The organism is Spongiactinospora sp. TRM90649 (assembly GCF_029382225.1).
In the GTDB taxonomy this organism is placed as follows: domain Bacteria; phylum Actinomycetota; class Actinomycetes; order Streptosporangiales; family Streptosporangiaceae; genus Spongiactinospora.
Map to the genome: position 1 here is coordinate 131266 of NZ_JARLTC010000026.1, position 18266 is coordinate 149531.

The following is an 18266-nucleotide window of genomic DNA, read 5'->3' on the forward strand; positions in this document are numbered from 1 at the left end:
GGAAACGGGAGCCCGACCCGCCGACCGATCGTTTCACGATATGACCCGGCCGTTTCATTGTCAATGTTTCAGCCATGTCAATGGCCTGGATCCGGATGGTCCGTATTTATTGATCGCGAGAAGCGGGGAAGCGCCATTTGGGCATGGTCGTCCTAAGGCGTGACGGCTCAGCCGGAGCCGGTACTGGAATATCGAATAGAGCTCATGTTCCGGCCGCCGGATATGTGGCGGCGACGGCTATTTTTCGGCTTCTCGCAAGTGACTAGCGGGTGTGAATGCGCTTGGAAATGTCTTCACCGGTTCGGGCCACCAACCTTTCGAACTCGCGGCGACGATCGTCGTTGACGCGCGACGCGGGGCAGAGCACGCTCAGGGCCGCGACCGGATTACCTCGGTCGTCGAAGACCGGCGCGCTGACGCCCACCGCCCCGACCACCCGCTCTCCCGCGCTGTACGCCGTCCCCCGGCGGCGCACGGAGTCGAGCTCCTGGCGCAGCACCTCGACATCGGTGATCGTGCTCGGCGTCATCGGCCGCATGTCCACGGTCCGCAGCACGTCTTCCAGCTCGTCGGGCGGCAGGAACGCCAGCAGCACCTTGCCCGCCGAGCCGATGTGGATGCCCGTGGCCACGCCGAGCCCGGCGGTGTAGCGGATCGGCTGCGGGCTGGGCAGCTCCTCGATGCACATCCGGGACAGGCCCGCGCGCACGTGCACCGTGATCGTCTCCCCGGTGGCGGCGCGCAGCGCCTTCAGGTCGGCGTCCGCGTCGAACGGGAAACCGGCCCGGAGGTCGATGAGGCCGGACATCATGCGGAAGCACCCCGGACCGAGCCGGTACTCGCCGTTGGGCGCCTGCAGCACCATGCCCTTGTTCTTCAGGGTCGTCAGGATGCGGTACGTGGTGGCCTTGGACAGGATGGCCGCCGCGCTGATCTCGCTCAACTGCCCGGGGCCGTCGCCCAGCACCATCAGGATGTCCACGGCTCGGGCGATCGCCCGGACAGGGGTGACGCTCTGCCCCTCGGCCTCGGCGGAGGACGACTCTTCGTCGATCTCGTCCACGTTCACCCGTTCACGCTCCCTTGCCGTCGTTTCCTGCCGCGGCGAAGGCGGCCACCACGTCCTCGGTGGCAGAGCCAGGACCAAAGTAGCGATACACACCCGCGTCGAGCATCCTACTGATCTCGTCGGGCTCGTCGATCCCGCCGGCGATCACCGGAATGTCGAGAACGTCGCGTGCGCGCAGCTTGCCGATCAGCCCGGTGGCGAAGTATCCAAGACCGCCGCTGAGACAACTGACTCCGATGACGTCGGCGTCCTCCGCGACGGCCGCCGCCACGATGTCGTCGGTGGGCACCCGCTTGCCCAGGTAAACCACCTCGAACCCGCCGTTGGTCAGCGCTTTCGCGATCAGGTTGACGCCCACGTCGTGCCCGTCCAGGCCGACCTTGGCCAGCACCACGCGGATCGGCCGGGCGGCGCTCATCGGCCGAACCCCTTTCCGGTGGCCTCGACGATCTCCTGCCCGGTGGCCCCCGCTCGCAACGCCGCGATGGTCGGCGGAACCAGGTTGTCGGTGGTGGCCGCTGCGGCCCGCACCCGCTCCAGCGCCGAGCGCGCCGGCGTCTGGTCGCGGTCGCGGCGGTGCGCGGCCACCCGCTCTCTGGCGGTCTTCTCGACCTGGGCGAAGTCGACCTCGCCGGTGCTGTGGCCGCCGAACAGCTTCGGGCCATGAGGGCTGCGCAGCAGGTTGGCGCCCACCATGACCCGCTCGCCCCGGGCGAGCTGACGCTGCCGGGTGCCGCGCAGCTCGTCGATGCGGCCGCTGATGTAGCCGTCGTGCAGCGCGGCCAGGCCGCCGCCGTGGTCGTCGATGCGGCGTAGCTCGGCCTTGATGCCCGCCGCGACGTGCTCGTCCAGTTCGGCCAGCTTGTGACTGCCGGCGAGCGGGTCCACGCTGGCCATCGCGCCGTGCTCGTAGGCCACCACCTCCATGGTGCGCAGCGCCAACGCCGCCGCGTCGACGGACGGGATGCGCAGCGCCTCGTCGTAGGCGCTGGCGCACAGGTAGTCGACACCGCCGAGCATCGAGCCGAGCACGCTCAGCGTGATCCGGGGGACGTTGACCAGCGGTTCGTCCGCCGACTCCAGGCCGTGCGCGTAGCCCATCAAGGTCATCGGCGGCTGTTCGCGGACCGGCAGGCCGTACCGCTGTTCGACCAGCTCGGCCCAGACCGTCCGGGCGGTGCGGAACAACGCCGCGCTGACGTAGAGGTCGCTGCGCTCGTTGAGGAAGAACATCATGTGCGCGAGCGCGTCGCGCACCGCGTAGCCGCGCGCGACCAGCTCGTCCAGGTAGACCTGGGCGTTGGCGAAGGCCATCGCGGTCGCGACGACGGGCCCGGCGCCGGCGACGTCGAGGTGGTTCGAGCACACGGTGAGCGCCGCGCCCGGCAACCGGTTGTCGATGGCGAAGGCGACGCAGTCGCAGGCGATGCGCACCGCCTGCTCGGGAGTGAAGATCTCCGTGCCGCGCGCGGTGAACTCCTTGAGCGGGTCGTTCTGCATCACCAGGCGCACGTGCCCGGCTCCGGCGTCGGTCAGCACCGAGTGCACCATGCCCAGGCCGATGTGCCCGATCGAGTTGGCCAGCAGCCCGACGCTGTCCACGCGGGAGAAGTCCAGCTCGGAGCAGATCTCGGCGAAGTCCGCCAGCGTCGAGCAGGAGACCCCGGCCCGGCCGACCTGGGCGTGCGCCAGTTCGTGGTCGGGGTCGAAGCCGAGCTGGGCGGGCAGGTCGGCGGCCAGCAGGAACGACTCGGCGCCCAGCTCCTGCAGGATCGCCAGCCGGCGGGCGGTCATGTCCGGAGTGCCCAGCCCGGAGTAGACCATGAACCGGGGACGGTACGGTCCAGGAGACGCGGTGAGCCGGTCGGCCCACTGGTCCAGCGCGGCCGATCCGCTGCCGCCGTACCCGCGCCGGATCGGCACCTCGCCGTCGTTGGCCCGGGTCGGCGCCTCGTCGAGGCTTGGTTGGCCGTCGTCCATGTCAGTTGCCCATTTCGTCCGACGATATCCTCGTTTCAATTCTGCCGCCCGGCGGTCGGCTCATGCAAGCCCCGGCGTGGGGGGTGAACCAGTAGCGGGCTTCGCCCACCTGAACGGCGACCGGGCAGGGCACCGCCTCCGGGTCGTCCAGGCCGAGGATCTGGCCGAACACCACCGGCCCGTCGTCGAGCCGCACCTGTCCCAGCATGTACGGCGAGTCCAGCCCGGGACGGGGCACCATGACGCGGGTGCAGCTCACCAGCGTGCCGGTACGGGCGAACGCGCCGAGCCGTACATCCGCGCCGCCGCACCGATGACAAACCGCGCGAGCCGGCCACGCCGTGGCGCGGCAGTTCGCGCAGCGCCCGCCGACCAGGGCACCGGCCGCGAGATCGAATCGTGGCCGCTCGCCGGTCGGGGCGCGGTCGAGCGCGGCAGCTAGGTCCATCGTCCCATCCGTTCCAGAAGGTGTACGTTGACGGCGGCCGATTCGCCCTCCAGCCAGCCGCCGCTGTTCTGCGCCAGCGCGATGCGCGGACGGCGGACCTGCCGCTCCCCGGCCTCGCCGCGCAACTGCCAGGTCAGCTCTGCCAACTGGGCGAGCCCGGTGGCTCCCACCGGATGGCCGCGCGAGGCCAGCCCGCCGCTGGGGTTGATCGGCAGCCGGCCGTCCAGGGCGGTCGCGCCGCTGCGGAAGAACCCGGCCGCGTCGCCGGGCGGGCAGAAGCCCAGTTGCTCGGCGTAAAGCAGTTCGGCCGGGGCCATGGCGTCGTGCACCTCGGCGACGTCCACGTCTCCGGGCCCGATTCCGGCCTGTTCGTAGGCGCGTTGTGCGCACAGGGTCGCGCCCGACGGCCCGCCGTCCGGGTCCAGGGTGAAGCCGGATCCGGACGCCGAGGCCAGGACGCGCACCGCAGGACGCTCCCCCTGCGGCAGCGCCCCGCTGCGGGCCAGCACCACGGCCGCCGCGCCGTCGCAGATCGAACTGCACATCAGCAGGGTGAGCGGGTCCGCGATGCAGCGCGACTCCAGCACCTGTTCCGCGGTGACCTCTACCCGATGCTGCGCGTACGGGTTGCGGGCGCCGTTCGCGTGGCTCTTCACCGAGACCTCGGCCAGGTCGCGACGGGTGATCGACCCGTCGGCCAGCCGGAGCCGCAGCCGCAGGCCGTACACGGCGGTGAACTGGATGCCCAGACCGGCGACGACGTCGAGGTCGGCGGCCGACTCCAGCGCGTCCAGCGTGCGGGAACGGTCGGCCACGAACATCTTTTCGAAGCCGATCGCCAGCACGACGTCGGCCGCGCCGGACCGGATCGCCATGACGGCCTGCGCGAACGCGGTCGAGCCGCCCGCGCAGGCGTTCTCCACGTTGACGATCGGCACGCCCTCGATGCCGATCTCGCGCAGCACGGTCTGCCCGCGCACCATCTCCTGCCCCTGCAGCATGCCCGCCATCGCGTTGGAGGAGTACACCATCCCCACGCGCTTCGGCCCGATGCCGGCGTCGATCAGCGCACGCAAGCCGGCCACCCGGACCAGGTCTTTCAGGGACCTGTCGGAATGCCGGCCGAAGGGGTGCATGCCCACACCGGCCACCACCACGTTCTCAGCCGTGTTCTCAGCCCTGTTCTCAGCCATGGGCCGACTCCGCCGACCTGCCGGGGCCGTCCAGGGCCGCGCGGATGGCGTTGCGATCGACCTTGCCGTAGGCGTTTCGCGGAATCCGCGGCCAGACGGCGACCCGCCTGGGCACGCGGATGCCCAGCCGGGGCCGGGCGAAGGCCAGCAGCTCCTCGACGTCGACCTCGGTGCCCGCGGACGGGCGCACCACCGCGGTCACCGCGTCTCCCCAGCGTTCGTCGGGCATGCCCAGCACGACGACCTCCTCCACGTTCCGGAAGGTCGCCAGCACGTCCTCGACCTCGCGAGGCGCCACGTTGAACCCGCCGGTATTGATCATTTCGTCACGGCGTCCGCGCAGGAACACGAAGCCGCGTTCATCGGTGATCGCGAGGTCCTTGGTGCGCAGCCAGCCGTCGCGCAGCACCTCGCCGGTCTCGGCCGGCTTGCCGTGGTAACCGCTCATCAGATGCTTGCCCCGCACGTAGACCTCGCCCAGTTCATCGGGGCCGAGCGGGGTTCCGTCGCCGTCGCGGACCTCCACCGCGACGCTGTGCCAGGGACGGCCGGCCGACAGCCGCGCCGACGGATCGAGGTGATCGCGCTTCTGCAGGCACGTGATGGTGACCGGCGCCTCCGACTGGCCGTAGTCCTGCACCAGCGTGGGGCCGAAGCGCTCCACCGCGAGGTTCAGCAGCGCGGGGGCGATGGCGGACGCGCCGTACACGATGGACTCGAAACCCCAGTTCGCGGTGCGTCCGGTGGTCGGCTCGGCGGCGAGGACGGCCTCCAGCATGGCGGGCACGGCCTTCAGGGTGCGCATGGCCGGGTTCCCCGAGAGGTGCCACACCTGCTCGGGATCGAATTGCCGCATGACATGGACGCCCGCGCCGGACATCAGATACGGCAACACGAAATACCCGGCGCCGTGGGAGATGGGTTGGGTGAGCACGATCTGCTCTTCGGGAACGACCGGGCCGACCTCAAGGAGCAGGTTGAGGGCGACCTCCCGGATCGCCCGGTGCGAGAGCACGACCCCCTTGGGGCGGCCCGTGGTGCCCGAGGTGTACGAGATCCAGGCGACGCCCTCGGGGTCGGTGTCGCGGACCCGGACGGCCGACGGCGCGTCCGCGATGAGCGACTCGACGCTGTGTCCGCCGCTCACCTCATCGGCGGCGACGTCGAGGGCGATGGGCACCACGCCCGGCTCCTCGGCCAGCGCCGCGGCGTGCTCGGCGAACTCGGCCGAGTAGAACAGCGCGGCCAGGCCCGCGTCGCTGGCCATGTAGCGGAAGTCGTCCAGGTGCAGCCGCGCGTTGAGCGCGACGCGCACCCGCCGCCCGAGCGCCAGGGCGACGTCCGCTTCCACGTATTCCGTTCGGTTTCCGGAGAGGATGCCGACCGCCGCGCCGGGCGGGACGCTCAGGCGGTCGAGCCCGTTCGCGAGGCGTTCACCCCGCCGGATGAGCTGCGCGTGGGTGCGGGCGATCCGGCCGTCGTCGACCGCGAGCGCGTCCGGGTACATCCGGGCGGCTCTGCGCAGTAGGTACGCGATGTCCAGGACACTCCTCGTTTCATTCTGCAGTCTGGCCATTTCGCGCCACGATACCCAGAAGCCCGATCAGGCACAATCGTCGGTTTTGTCCGCTGTGGACCCGAGTGCCTCCTCGACCGCGGCGCCCACGGCCAGCACCAGGTCCTCCGCGTGCCGGGCCCCGACGATCTGCAATCCCACCGGCAGCCCGCGAGACGTCACCCCGGCCGGGACGCTGAGCGCGGGCTGCTGCGACAGGCTGAACGGCAAGGTGAAGGGCGTCCACTCCAGCCAGCCGCGAGCGGTGCTCCCCGGCGGCACGTCGTGGCCGGCCTCGAACGGCTCGATCGGCACCGTCGGGGTGAGCAGCACGTCGTAATCGCGGTGGAACGCCCCCATCGCGGTGCCGATGTCGAGCATGGCCCGGCGCGCGGCGAGGTAGTCGGTGATCGAGTAGCGGGAGCCCTGCTCGATCAGCTCGGCCAGGCCCCGATCGATGCCGTGCGGCGAGCCGTCCAACTGCGAACGCAGCAGCGGGGCCATGCCGGTCGACCACAGCACGGTGAAGACGTCCAGCGGATCGGAGAACGGCGGATCGACCGCCTGGACCCGCACGCCGGCCTCGTCCAGCGCGGCCACCGCGGCCTCGACCACCTTCGCGACCTCGGGTTCGACCCGGGCGTACCCCAGCGTGGGGGAGTAGGCGGCGCGCAGCCCGCGCACCGGCCGTCGCATCCCGGTCCGGTGCGAGCCGGTCGGCGCGGGCATCGCGCTCGGGTCGCGGTCGTCAGGGACGGCCAGCACGTCGAGCAGGGCCGCGACGTCGCCGACGGTCCGCGCCATCGGCCCGGCGCATCCGAGCCGGTCGAGGTCGCTGACCGGGTAGAGGGGGATGCGCCCGTAGGTCGGCTTCAGCCCGACGACCCCGCAGAACGCGGCGGGGATGCGGGTCGAGCCCGCCGCGTCGGTGGCCACCGAGAGCGCCCCCATCCCGGCGGCGAGGGCGGCCCCGCTGCCGCCGCTGGATCCCCCGGCGGTCAGGCCGGGATCGATCGGGTTCCTGGTCACGCCGTCGATGGGGTTGTCGGTGACCGCCTTCCACCCGAACTCCGGGGTGGTGGTCTTCCCGATCAGCACCGCGCCCGCCTCGCGCAACCGAGCGGCGGCCGGGCTGTCCACCGTCCACGGCTGATCGGGGTCGACGCGTTGTGAGCCGCGCCGGGTCGGCCAGCCGGCGGTGAGGAACAGGTCCTTGATCGAGGCCGGCACGCCGTCCAGCGGGCCGAGCGGCTCGCCTCGCCGCCACCGCCGGTGTGACGCCTCGGCCTGCACGAGAGCACGGTCCTCGTCCACCAGGCAGTAGGCGCGCAGCACCGGATTGTCCCGCCTGATCCGTTCGAGCACGGCCCGCGTCACCTCGACGGGGCTCACCCGGCCGTCGCGATATGCCCCGGTTAGGGCGCTCGCCGAAGCGTGCACCACCTCTTCCGGCCGCATCGGCGCCTCCTCCTGCTAGACCACTAGATGAAATGAAGGTATCTCGGTATGGTTTGCCGAAGAAGGGGGTGCGGTGAAGGAGAACGTACAGGTCTCGCTCGTGCAGTTCAGCAGCGAGACGCTCGCGCCGGAGCGCAACGCCGAGCGGATGGCCGAGCTGGTGCTCGCCGAAGCGGGCGCGCACGGCGCCGAACTGGTGGTCTTCCCCGAGCTGAGCAACACCGGATACGTGCGGTCGGCGCGTGACGACGACTACGCCCGTCGTCTGTACGCCGCGTCCGAGACGGTGCCCGGACCGACCACCGAGCGGCTGGCCGACGCGGCCCGGCGGTCCGGCGCGCACGTGGTGGCCGGCATCTCGCAGCGGCACCCGCGGATCCCCGAACTGCTGTACAACGCCGCCGTGCTGATCGATCCGGACGGCGAGCTCGTCGGCGTCCAGCACAAGGTGCACGCGTGCCGGGACGAGAAGGAGTACTACGTGCCCGGCGACCACGTCGCCACCTACGCCACCTCGCTCGGCCGGATCGGGCTCCAGCTCTGCTACGACGTGCGGTTCCCCGAACTCGCCCGCGTCCAGGCGCTCGACGGCGCCGAGATCATCCTGTCGCTGTGGGCGGCCGCGGTGCAGCCGGGCCGGGTGCCCGAGACCAGCATCATCGCCCGCTGCGCGACCCGGGCCATGGAGAACGCGCTGTTCTTCGCCGGCTGCAACCGGACCGGCACCGACCACGACCAGGTCTTCTTCGGGCACAGCGCGATCGCCGGTCCGGACGGCGGCACCCTCGCCGCCTCGGCCGGCCAGGACGAGGAGAGCATCCGCGCCACCCTGGTGGCCGGCCAACTGTCGGCGCAGCGCCGCTACCTGACCCTGTTCCGCGACCGGCGGCCCGAGCTGTACGCACCGATCACCGCGCCGCTGTCGGACCCGTCCACCATGCCGACCGGGAAGGGGCGCTAACGTGACGATGCCGCTCCGCCGCCTCGGCCCGCTCCGGGTCGGCGCGCTCGCCCTGGGATGCATGGCGATGAGCGACTACTACGGCGCCAACGACGAATCGGAATCCCTCGCCGCCATCCACCGCGCGCTCGACCTCGGCGTGACCCTGCTCGACACCGCCGACGCGTACGGATCGGGCGCGAACGAGGAACTGGTCGGCCGGGCGATCGCGGGTCGCCGCGACCAGGTCGTGCTCGCCACCAAGTTCGGCGTGGTGCGGCACGGCGGCCGGACGACGGGCGTCTGCGGACGGCCCGACTACGTCCGCTCGGCCTGCGAGGCGTCGCTCAGACGCCTCGGCGTCGAGCACATCGACCTCTACCAGCAACATCGCGTGGATCCTGCGGTACCGATCGAGGACACCGTCGGCGCCCTCGCCGAACTCGTCGCCGAGGGCAAGGTGCGCCACATCGGGCTCTCGGAGGCGTCCCGGGAGACGATCCGCCGCGCCCACGCGGTGCACCCGATCGCCACGCTGCAGAACGAATGGTCGCTGTGGTCGCGCGAGATCGAAGGCGACCAGCTCGCCCTGTGCCGTGAGCTGGGCATCGGCATCGCGCCGTACGCCCCTCTCGGCCGCGGCTTCCTCACCGGCAAGTACCGGTCGGCCACCGATTTCGACGCCGACGACTTCCGCCGCGTGGCCCAGCCCCGCTTCGCCGACGGCAACCTGCGGCACAACCTCGCGATCGTCGACGCCCTGACCGCCCAGGCGACCCGGCTCGGCATCACCCCGGCCCAGCTCGCCCTGGCCTGGCTCCTCGCCCAGGGCCAGGACGTGGTCCCCATCCAGGGCGCCACCACCCGCGCCCACCTCGAAGAGAACCTGACGGCGGCCACCCTCACCCTCACCGAGGCGGACATCACCGCAGCGGCGCAAGCCGTCCCCGCCGACGCCATCCGCGGCGAACGCTACGCGCCGGACCGGATGAAGCTCCTCGACGACTGAACCCAAGGGCTCTGGCCGCCACGGATGAGGACGGTCGGCACAGCAGGCATCCCTATAGGGACATAAGCCGCAGACGGTGCTGGCGCTTTCGAAATTCACATTTGATCGGACATTATTCCGATTCTGCGGTATTAACCTTCTTCCATCGACGGCTGGATATACTGCCGCGAAAGCCTGTCTCTGTGGGCCAGGCAAAGCTGGCATCCGTCCATTTAAGGATGTGGCTTCTACAGCTCAACAACAATGACTCAAGGCGCATGATCGTAATGGATGATCGTTTTCCGGCCAGGTGGCCCGTCGGCACGCTCATGGACCGACTCAGCCCCCAGGACCGGACGGAACTTCTGACTCTCGCGCCATCATCCGCTAGAGCGGCCGGCGAGCCACTCATACACCAGGGAGATCAAGAGAGGTCCGAGGTCTATCTGCTGCGTTCCATGCCGGGGCAGCGTCGCACGGCGTGCGTGAAGGTGACGGCCTACCTGGAATCGGGCGGAGCGGCCATGCTGGGCATCCGCGTCAGCGGCGATGTGGTGGGTGAACTGGCCGCTCTGCGCAGGCAGCCACGGGCGGCCATGGTGACCACATGTAGCCCCTTGTTGGTACATGTCATCCGCGCACACGTCTTCACCGACTTCCTCGATCGCCATCCGGCGGCCTGGAACGCACTGGCCCGAATGATCGCCGACCGGCTCGACTGGGCCAATCGGCGAAGGTGTGACTTCGCGCAGTTCAGCGTGCCGGTACGAGTCGCGAATGTGCTCCTGGAAATCGCCGGCCGGCACGGGGCGGACCGAGTCGATGGAAGGCGAGACCTCGGAGTCGATCTCACCCATGCGGAGATCGCCAACCTTGTCGGGGCCAAAAAGGACGCCGTATTCAAAGCGATCCGACGTTTCAAAGACCTCGAACTGATCGCCCTCGGTCATCGGCGGAAGATCGTCATCGACCCGGTCGGTCTGGCTGAATTCCGGTAAAGCGTACTGGTACGTCTCGGGGCGAAGAGGTCTTCGCCAGGCTCTGTCTCCGGCGATCTCCTGGTCACTCCTGTCGATCTTCCCCGCAACCACAAGGTGACGTGATGCTTGATTCTGATTTCAGCCGCCGCTTGGTCATGGCGGTCGACGCGGAGGGATACGGCCGCGGTGATGATCTACGGCACGACTCGATTCAGTCGGGCCTGGCCCAGGTCATGGACCGTGGTGCCCGAGAGGCCGGACTGCGCCGCGAGACCTGGGCCCGCCAGGAGGCCGGCGACGGTGAGATCGCCGTCCTCCCCGAGGAGGTGCCTGAGCTCCGGGTCGTCGACGACCTGGTCCGCCGCGTGCGCAAGGCGCTCTACGACCACAACCGCGACCGCCGAGACGACGCCCGCCTGCGGATACGCGTCTCGATCGGCCATGGAGTCGTGAAACGTGGCGAGATGGGCTTCGTCGGCCAGGTCGTGGTGACGACCTGCCGACTGCTCGACGCGGAGGCCGCGCGTACTGCCCTGAAGGTGAACCCGCGCGCCGACCTGGTGCTCATTCTCACCGATCGGCTCTATGAGGACGTCATTCGACAGTTCCACACCTCCTACCGGCCGGAGTCCTTCACCCGGGTGACGGTGCCGACCAAGGAACGCACCGAGATCGCCTGGATGTGGATTCCCGCGGAAGACCTGGATCAGAAGGGAACGCTCAACATGGACAACCTGCCTGCGGTCGCCGACACCCTGTGGCCGCTGATCGTTGGAGGCGCCCTCGAACGCCTCGGCGCGTACGGCACCGAGACCGGACTCGGCGGCGCACGGAAACTACTCGCGAAGATCAAGGAGTTCCGGTCCGAGCAGGGCCGACCGGCCGACCCGGAGTCGCGCGACGACCTGCTGGAGTCTCTGGAGCAGTTGATGCGCGCCGACCCCACCGCGGAGAAGTTCGCGCAGCGGTTCAACGCACAACAGATGACCGTGAACCAGATCACCGCCCCCGTTTCCGGTGAGGGAATCAACTTTGGTATCCGAAACTGACTCGCCCGGCGAGGGAGTCATGGTCGGTGAGCCGGCCACCCCGGTCGACCTGACCGATCAGACCGAGGTGGCGGACGAGAGTTTCGCCCAGATCTCCCAGGTCCAGACCGTCATCAACCACATCCACGGCAGCATCGGAGGAGCCTCGTTCGGCATCACGGGTTCCCGCCCGGAGTCCCGCCGCGCGTCCGGCCCGGTGCCCCCGTACGAGATGGAGGAGGCCCGCACCGGCTATGTGCGCCACACCACCTACCGGGCCGCGGCGGAACGACTGGAAAGCGGCAACATGGTGGCCCTGATCGGCAAGGCCGGTACCGGCCGCCGGACGGCGGCGCTCAACCTGCTGCATGACTTCGTCGGCGGGCGGCGTGAGGTGGTCGAGCTCAGTCCGGCCTACACGCTGGAGAAGCTGGCAGCCCGGGAATACCGCAAGGCGCACGGCTACCTGCTGTGCGACTGGCCCAATGACGATGTCGATGGGAGCATCGCCGACTTCCACGTACGGGAGATCAGGCGCCGGGTTCGCGATGCCGGGGCCTACCTGGTGATCACCGGGACCGCCACTTCGCTGCCAGAAGGAGATCAGATCCCCTGGCTGCCGCCGCCGGTCCGTGACGTTTTGCTGGCTCATCGGGTGGCGTCCGAGATCGCGTGGGAGGCGGTCGCACAGATCACCAGCGACTACGCCATGACCGATGTGGTGACACTGGCGCGTGATCTGGCGGACGGGGTTCCGCTGGACGACGCGCTCGGCAGGCTGGAGTCCGCCGGCCGGCGTGAGGTGGCCACCTGGTTCGACGGCCCGCGTACCCGGGGTGAGCTCTTCGAGATGGCCGCCATGGCCTTCACCGCCGGCCTGCCGGAACGCGGCTTCGAGGAGTTGCTCGCCCGGTTGGAGTCGATCGCCGGCATCGGCACGGAAGCCGCCGAGGCCGTCTCGGCGGATGATCCGATGCCGAGCCGCCGTCTGCTCCGAGTGGCAGAGGGCTCGCTGTTCAGCCTGTCACCGGAACGCAGACTGAGGTTCAAGGTCGAGGGCCACCGGACACATGTGATGCGGGAGCTGTACCAGCGGCACGGCATGCGGCTGTGGGATCCGGTCACCGAATGGCTGCACGAGTGCGCCGCCCTGCGTAACCCGAGCGCACAGGCGGAGATCGCCAGAGGAGTTGCCATCCTGGCCTTCGTCGCCGGGTACTCGCACGTCGAGAGTGCGTTTCTCACCCCGTGGGCGCGCGGACGAGGCGTCATGCGCAGCCAGGCCACCGCCGCGATGGCCGTCTCCTGGCTGTGCCTGGACGAGACGACCCGCCCGGAGGTCCTGCGCACGGTCAGCTCGTGGACGAGGTCGTCCGCCGCCCGGCCCAGGTTCACCGCCACCCTTGCCTGGTCCGGCGAGCTGGGCATTCGGTTCCCGTTGGAGGCCGCTCGGATGCTCTGGCTGCAGATCAGGGACAGTGATAAGCCGGTCCGGCATGCGGAGATCGCACTGGCGCGGCTGTTCGCGGCGCTGACCGAGGCCACCGGCAATGCCCTCCCGATGCTTGACTGGCTGGCGCATCGGATCGGCAATGACCGGCGGATCGGCCGTGCGGTCGATCCGCTGATCCGGGGGATCCTGAGTGTGCTGTCGGCTCGCGCGGACGGTGTCGGGATCCCCACGGTCACCGTTCACCTGCGCAGCCGCCCCGATTCGGCCGCCCCCCTGGCCAAACTCTGGGCCGCGGTCCTGGTCAAGCGTCCACACCGCAAGGACGCGCTGGCCGCCCTGTATGACGCCGTCTGCGCCTTCGATGAGCGCGACGGCGACGAGTGCGACCGTGTCCGTGCGCTGTTCGCCGCGCTCGTGGCGACTCTCCCCGCTAAGGAACGGCCGCTGCTGGCCTATGACCTGCGGCGCTACGCCATCTCCCGCAACGCCGACGAGAACCGGCTGGAGATTCTCCTGTCGCTGCTCCGGGTCTTCCTGAGCCCCGCCGTACTGTCTCTCGACACCATTGGAAAGCGTCCATGAGCTATCCCGTGATCAGGCAGGTCGCTCTTGAGCCTGTCGCCAGGCAGAGGTTCCTGAGCAGACCGCGCCGCCCGATCTCCAGCCTGCCCCGCCAGCTCCCGCACCAGCGGCTCGTCTTCGAGTACGACGGCACGTTCGTGCTGGGCGACAGGCGGTTGCGCGGCGACGAAGCTCACGTGCTGCACGGCGAGAGCGTCAGCGTCGTGGACATGGCCAAGGACCACCCGGTGACGATCAACGTGTCGATCAGGTCCTCCGGCGCGCACGACTTCACGGTCGTGGTGCAGTTCCGCTGCACGGTCGACGAACCGATCAAGGTGGTGCGCGCCGGCCTGACCGAAGTCACCGAGCATCTGGTCACCTACATCCGGGCTTACCACAAGCTCTTCGACCTCGGCCGCGGCTACGGACTGCACGAGGTCCACGAGTTGTGGAAGAACGTGCACGCCCAGGTCAAGGCTTACACGACCCTGGTTCCCTGTGCGCTGCCCGGCATGTCTGTCGAATTCGCCGGCCTCGACGTGTACGCCCCCGACGAGATCGCCCAAGGGCGACGGCACTACGAGACCAGCCTGCACAACATCCACGGCGAACACGGCCTCCGCGACGCAAAACGCAAGCTCGACCGTGACTTCGAACTCGATGAGCAGGACTACCTGCACACCAAGGGCCACAGCGCGAACGACTTCACCCGGCAGGAGGCGGCCCTCGACCGGGATCAGCAGATCACCGAGGCCACGAAGGTCAAGGACTTCCTGAACAGTGGCCCCGGCGCCGCCGACGGCCTGTACGCCACCACCCCCGGTCTCAGCGATCAGCAGATCGCCGACCGCTATGCCACCTTGGGCGACCGGGAGTACACCGCAATGCAGCACGAGATTCAGCGTGAGCACGAGATGCAGGTCGTTCAGGAACGCGCCCGGGCCGACGTTGTACGGGCGGCGATCTCCCAAGGGCTGTTCAACGAGACGACCGGCAAGGAACTGCTCGCCACCTTCGACGACGTTGAGGCGGAAGCAGGGCCGAAGGACCTCGAAGGACCCGCCTACGAGGCTCGCGCCGAGGTGACGGCGGGCGACGCAGGTGACGACTTCTTCATGGAGGAGGACGTCCGTGGTTGACATGCTCCACGGCCGCAAGGCGGCTGAACAGCACGTACGGCACCCCCGGCGACGGGAGACGCCCACACTCGGAGCGTTCCTGCGCCGGTTCACGGGAGTCGACGAGAAGATCCTGGCGAGTGTTCCTCAGGAGCGTTCCCGCTACACCAGCCTCGGCGGAATCGTGGTCAGCACCGCGCTCATCGCGGGCACCTCCATGCTGGGCGGACTGACCCTGCTCTCGCAGGCGTCTTTGCTGTACCTGGTGCCGATCGCGGTGCTGTGGGGCTTGATCATCGCTAACATCGACCGATTCTTGATCACAGGTCTGCATGGCGACAATGACGGCTGGTTCCGCTGGGGCAATGTACTGATCCGGCTCGCGCTCGCCATCGTCATCGGCGTCTTCATCGCCGAGCCGCTCACCCTCAAGATTTTCCAGGAACGGCTCGACCGGCAGATCATGGAGGAACGTGACAACGCGATCAGTCTGACGGAGAGCCGGTCCAAGCAATGCAATCCCTTCAAGGGGCCGGCTCCTTCGGATGTCGACTGCACCGGTTACATCATTGAAGGCGGCGACCGGGCACTCGCCGTCGAGGGCAACCTGGCGCACCGGCAGAGCGTCCTCAAAGCCGCGGAAGATAGGTTGGCGGCGGACGTACGACAGCATGAGTCGCTGAAGGGCCTCCGCGACCGGGAGTGTTATGGCGTCAAGGTCCGGGACCAGACCACGGGCGTGACCGGGAACGGCCCCGAATGCCGGGCTCGGAAGAACGAGCTCACCACCTTCCTTGCCAGCCACGACATTCCTCAGCAGCAGGCGGAGGTCGCGAAACTGAAGGCGGAGATCGGCTCGCTCGCGGCCGATCGCGCCGGCGCTCAAGCGGAACGCGCGGCGGCCATCAGTAAGGAGATCGCCAAGCGGAAAGAGGATAAAGAGCGCACCTACGACGACATCGGCCTACTCGACCGGTGGGAGGCCCTGGGCACGGTCGCAGGCGAGAGCGGCATGGTCAACTTCGCTCACTGGCTGTTGCGCATCATCTTCGTCCTGCTCGACTGCCTGCCGATCCTCTCGAAGGCGCTGAACGGCAAGACCGAGTACGACCGCCTCCTGACACAGGAACTGCGTGCGAGTTCGGCCTGCCATGAGGCTGAACTGAACTTCACCACGCGGCAGACGACCGGCGAGTACGAGATCAGGCTGCGTGAAGAGGAGCGCCGGCTCAAAGCAGAACGTGGGCGGATCGACCGGGACCAGCGGGTCGACGAGGCCTCGAGGGACGAGGACATCGACAGCCTCGCCCGTACCTTCATGGCCTCGACGCCCCCGCGACCATGACGACCGTCCGGTCAAGGTGAGGGGCGTACCCGGCGGAGGTGACCGTGGGTGGCGAGGAGGGCGGCGATGGCCGGGAGGTGTCCGGCGGGGTCGGCGGGCAGTTCGAAGGCGATGGACAGGTGGCCGTCCGTGAGGGGGATGACCAACTGGTGGAAGTGGCCGTAGCCGATGATCAGGTGATCGAGGCCCCCGCAGTCGATGTCGCCGCGCCGGCCCGCGAGGGTGATCAAGGTGGGGTTGACCAGGAGTTCCTCGTAGAGGTCGCTCTCCGCCGCCGAGGCGTCGGCAAGGTCCGCGCGGGAGCGGGTGGTGACGCGTCCGTCCGTCGCCACCGCGACGTAGCGAATGTCCGGTGAGACGGCGAAGACATCGTCGTGCAGATCGGTCATGAGTCCTCCTTGAGCGCGCCGGTCAGGTCGCCGAGCAGGGTCTCGAACGGTTCCAGGCCGATCGACATGCGCAGCATGCCGGGCGGGATGCCGATGGCGGCCCGCTCCTCGGGCGTCATCGTGATGTGGGACGACGTCGGCGGCGCGCTGATGAGCGAGTCGGTGAAGCCGAGGCTCGTGGCCTCGAAGAAGTGGGTCAGCCGACGCATGACCGCGCGGGCCCGCTCGTCTCCGCCGCCGACGACGATGGAGAGCATCGCGCAGGCCCCGCCGTCGAGGACGCGCACGGCGGTGTCGTGGTCGGGGTGGTTCGTGAGGCTCGGGTGGATGACCCGGGTCACTTCGGGATGCCGGCCGAGCTCCTCGGCCAGGCGCGCCGCCGTCTCGCACTGGGCCCTCAGCCGCAGGTCGAAGGTGCGCAGGCCACGGCTGAGCTGAGAGGCCGCCCAGGGATCCGCGATGCCGCCCAGGGTCACCGTCTGCCTGCGCAGCCGGGTGGCCGTGGCGGAATCGGTGACCACCGCGCCCGCAGTCACGTCGGCGTGCCCGTTGAGGAACTTGGTGGCGGAGTGGACGACGACGTCGGCGCCGTGCCCGAGGGGTCGGCAGGTGTACGGCGTGGCGAAGGTGTTGTCCACCACCAGCCGGGCCCCTTGCTCGTGGGCGAGCTCCGCCAGGGCGGGGAGGTCGGCGACCCGGAGCTGCGGGTTGGAGATCGTCTCGACGTACGCGATCGTGGGCTGTGGCCGCGCCAGCGCGCGACGCCAGGCGTCGTGGTCGGCGATGGGCACCAGCACGACGTCGATGCCCCACCTGGGCAGATCCCGCTGGAGCAGGGTGAGGGTGTCACCGTAGAGCTCGCGGGCGGCGACCACGGTGGTGCCGGCGTCCGCGAGGCAGAGCAGCGTGGTGCTGATGGCGGCCATCCCGCTGGCGAACAGCAGGCCCTCCGCGCCGTCCTCCAGCTCGGCGATCCGGGCGGCGGTCGCGTCGGAGGTGGGATTGCGCAGCCGGGAGTACCAGTACTCGTTCAGCCCTTCGTGCGCGCCGATGTCGAGGTACACCTCGTCGTCGGTCCGCTGGATGGTCGAGATGTGCACCGGCGGGACGGCGCTTGTCGTGCGGGGTTGCGGGGACGGCGTGCGGGGTCGCGACATACGCACAGCCTAGGAAGGATGGGCCCGCGTTTGGCGCTGATATTGTGGCGGAATGCGGCTTCATCCCGTGCTTTTCTCGGCACTTGAGCGCATCGACCGTGATATTCTCGGTGGCCTGCTCGGCGAGGGGCGGATGACGTTCCGCGACCTGGCCGAGCTGGTCCGGCTGAGCTCCAACGCCGTCGCCGATCGGGTGCGCTCGCTGGAACGCCGGGGCGTGATCCGCGGCTACCACGCCGACGTCGACCTGACGCGGCTCGGTCTCACGCTGACCGCGCTGATCGACGTCAAGCTCGGGCAGACCATGCCCGCGGCCCAGGTGGAGGCTCGCCTGGCGGAGATCCCCGAGGTCCTCGAAGTGCTGCACGTCACCGGGGCGCCCGACTACGTCCTCCGCGTCGCCTGCGCCGACGTGGCCGGTCTCGACCGGCTGATCGGCAGGCTGGTCGACGAGGTCGGCGTTCAGTCGACCGATACGCGTGTCATTCTGCGCACGGTGTGCTGAAGACCCGCCGTGTCGCCGCGGCGGGTCTCCCGAAATCGCACGTGCCGGATGTCCGGTCTATTGCTTGTTTGTCAAGAGGTGCGCTGTCGAGGTCAT

Annotated in this window: 17 protein-coding genes; 8 read left to right on the forward strand and 9 right to left on the reverse strand. The window is 69.3% G+C overall.

The window, feature by feature from the left end; translation table 11 throughout:
- Positions 1-262: 262 nt before the first annotated feature.
- The 7 genes from P3X83_RS27280 to P3X83_RS27310 are packed head-to-tail and all read right to left on the reverse strand — an operon-like array spanning position 263 to position 7703.
- The gene (locus P3X83_RS27280) at positions 263-1069 is read right to left on the reverse strand and encodes an IclR family transcriptional regulator (RefSeq protein WP_277308089.1); all 807 of its coding nucleotides are present in this window, start codon (positions 1067-1069) and stop codon (positions 263-265) included.
- Between the two features lie 4 nt (positions 1070-1073).
- Positions 1074-1487 carry a cobalamin-dependent protein gene (locus P3X83_RS27285; protein WP_277308090.1) on the reverse strand — a complete coding sequence of 138 codons (414 nt, stop codon included), beginning with the start codon at positions 1485-1487 and terminating at the stop codon, positions 1074-1076.
- A complete protein-coding gene (locus P3X83_RS27290) occupies positions 1484-3049 on the reverse strand; it encodes a methylmalonyl-CoA mutase family protein (protein WP_277308091.1) in 1566 nt (521 codons plus the stop codon). Before P3X83_RS27290 ends, P3X83_RS27285 begins: the two co-directional genes overlap by 4 nt.
- 1 nt (position 3050) lies before the next feature.
- Positions 3051-3497, reverse strand: coding sequence for an OB-fold domain-containing protein (locus P3X83_RS27295; protein WP_277308092.1), 447 nt, complete (start codon positions 3495-3497; stop codon positions 3051-3053).
- Positions 3488-4690 carry a thiolase family protein gene (locus P3X83_RS27300; RefSeq protein ID WP_277308093.1) on the reverse strand — a complete coding sequence of 401 codons (1203 nt, stop codon included), beginning with the start codon at positions 4688-4690 and terminating at the stop codon, positions 3488-3490. Before P3X83_RS27300 ends, P3X83_RS27295 begins: the two co-directional genes overlap by 10 nt.
- Positions 4683-6266 carry an AMP-binding protein gene (locus P3X83_RS27305; RefSeq protein WP_277308094.1) on the reverse strand — a complete coding sequence of 528 codons (1584 nt, stop codon included), beginning with the start codon at positions 6264-6266 and terminating at the stop codon, positions 4683-4685. The genes P3X83_RS27300 and P3X83_RS27305 overlap by 8 nt, the downstream gene beginning before the upstream one ends.
- Positions 6267-6293: 27 nt before the next feature.
- Positions 6294-7703 (reverse strand): amidase, encoded by a 1410-nt coding sequence (locus P3X83_RS27310; RefSeq protein WP_277308095.1) that lies wholly within the window; start codon positions 7701-7703, stop codon positions 6294-6296.
- Between the two features lie 73 nt (positions 7704-7776).
- On the opposite strand from P3X83_RS27310, the gene P3X83_RS27315 reads away from it, so the two are divergent.
- The 7 genes from P3X83_RS27315 to P3X83_RS27345 all read left to right on the forward strand — a co-directional run bounded on the left by P3X83_RS27315 (position 7777) and on the right by P3X83_RS27345 (position 16119).
- Positions 7777-8664, forward strand: coding sequence for a carbon-nitrogen hydrolase family protein (locus P3X83_RS27315; protein WP_277308096.1), 888 nt, complete (start codon positions 7777-7779; stop codon positions 8662-8664).
- Between the two features lie 7 nt (positions 8665-8671).
- Positions 8672-9652: an aldo/keto reductase gene (locus P3X83_RS27320; protein ID WP_277308137.1), complete on the forward strand. Its 981-nt coding sequence runs from the start codon at positions 8672-8674 to the stop codon at positions 9650-9652.
- 308 nt (positions 9653-9960) lie between these two features.
- Complete coding sequence (locus P3X83_RS27325) at positions 9961-10629, forward strand: Crp/Fnr family transcriptional regulator (protein WP_277308138.1); 669 nt, start codon at positions 9961-9963, stop codon at positions 10627-10629.
- Between the two features lie 104 nt (positions 10630-10733).
- On the forward strand, positions 10734-11660 hold the full coding sequence (locus P3X83_RS27330; RefSeq protein WP_277308097.1) for a hypothetical protein: 927 nt from the start codon (positions 10734-10736) through the stop codon (positions 11658-11660).
- A 19-nt stretch (positions 11661-11679) separates the two neighbouring features.
- Positions 11680-13674 carry a hypothetical protein gene (locus P3X83_RS27335; RefSeq protein WP_277308099.1) on the forward strand — a complete coding sequence of 665 codons (1995 nt, stop codon included), beginning with the start codon at positions 11680-11682 and terminating at the stop codon, positions 13672-13674.
- The gene (locus P3X83_RS27340) at positions 13671-14795 is read left to right on the forward strand and encodes a hypothetical protein (protein WP_277308100.1); all 1125 of its coding nucleotides are present in this window, start codon (positions 13671-13673) and stop codon (positions 14793-14795) included. Before P3X83_RS27335 ends, P3X83_RS27340 begins: the two co-directional genes overlap by 4 nt.
- A gap of 1 nt (position 14796) precedes the next feature.
- Entirely contained in the window at positions 14797-16119 is a 1323-nt protein-coding gene (locus tag P3X83_RS27345; RefSeq protein ID WP_277308139.1) for a DUF4407 domain-containing protein, read from the forward strand.
- Positions 16120-16130: 11 nt separating this feature from the next.
- Here the strand turns inward: P3X83_RS27345 and P3X83_RS27350 are convergent, their stop codons facing one another.
- The gene (locus P3X83_RS27350) at positions 16131-16508 is read right to left on the reverse strand and encodes a hypothetical protein (RefSeq protein WP_277308101.1); all 378 of its coding nucleotides are present in this window, start codon (positions 16506-16508) and stop codon (positions 16131-16133) included.
- Complete coding sequence (locus P3X83_RS27355) at positions 16505-17665, reverse strand: aminotransferase class I/II-fold pyridoxal phosphate-dependent enzyme (protein ID WP_277308103.1); 1161 nt, start codon at positions 17663-17665, stop codon at positions 16505-16507. The genes P3X83_RS27350 and P3X83_RS27355 overlap by 4 nt, the downstream gene beginning before the upstream one ends.
- Positions 17666-17717: 52 nt before the next feature.
- On the opposite strand from P3X83_RS27355, the gene P3X83_RS27360 reads away from it, so the two are divergent.
- Positions 17718-18170, forward strand: coding sequence for an Lrp/AsnC family transcriptional regulator (locus P3X83_RS27360; protein ID WP_277308104.1), 453 nt, complete (start codon positions 17718-17720; stop codon positions 18168-18170).
- The last annotated feature ends 96 nt before the right edge of the window (positions 18171-18266 follow it).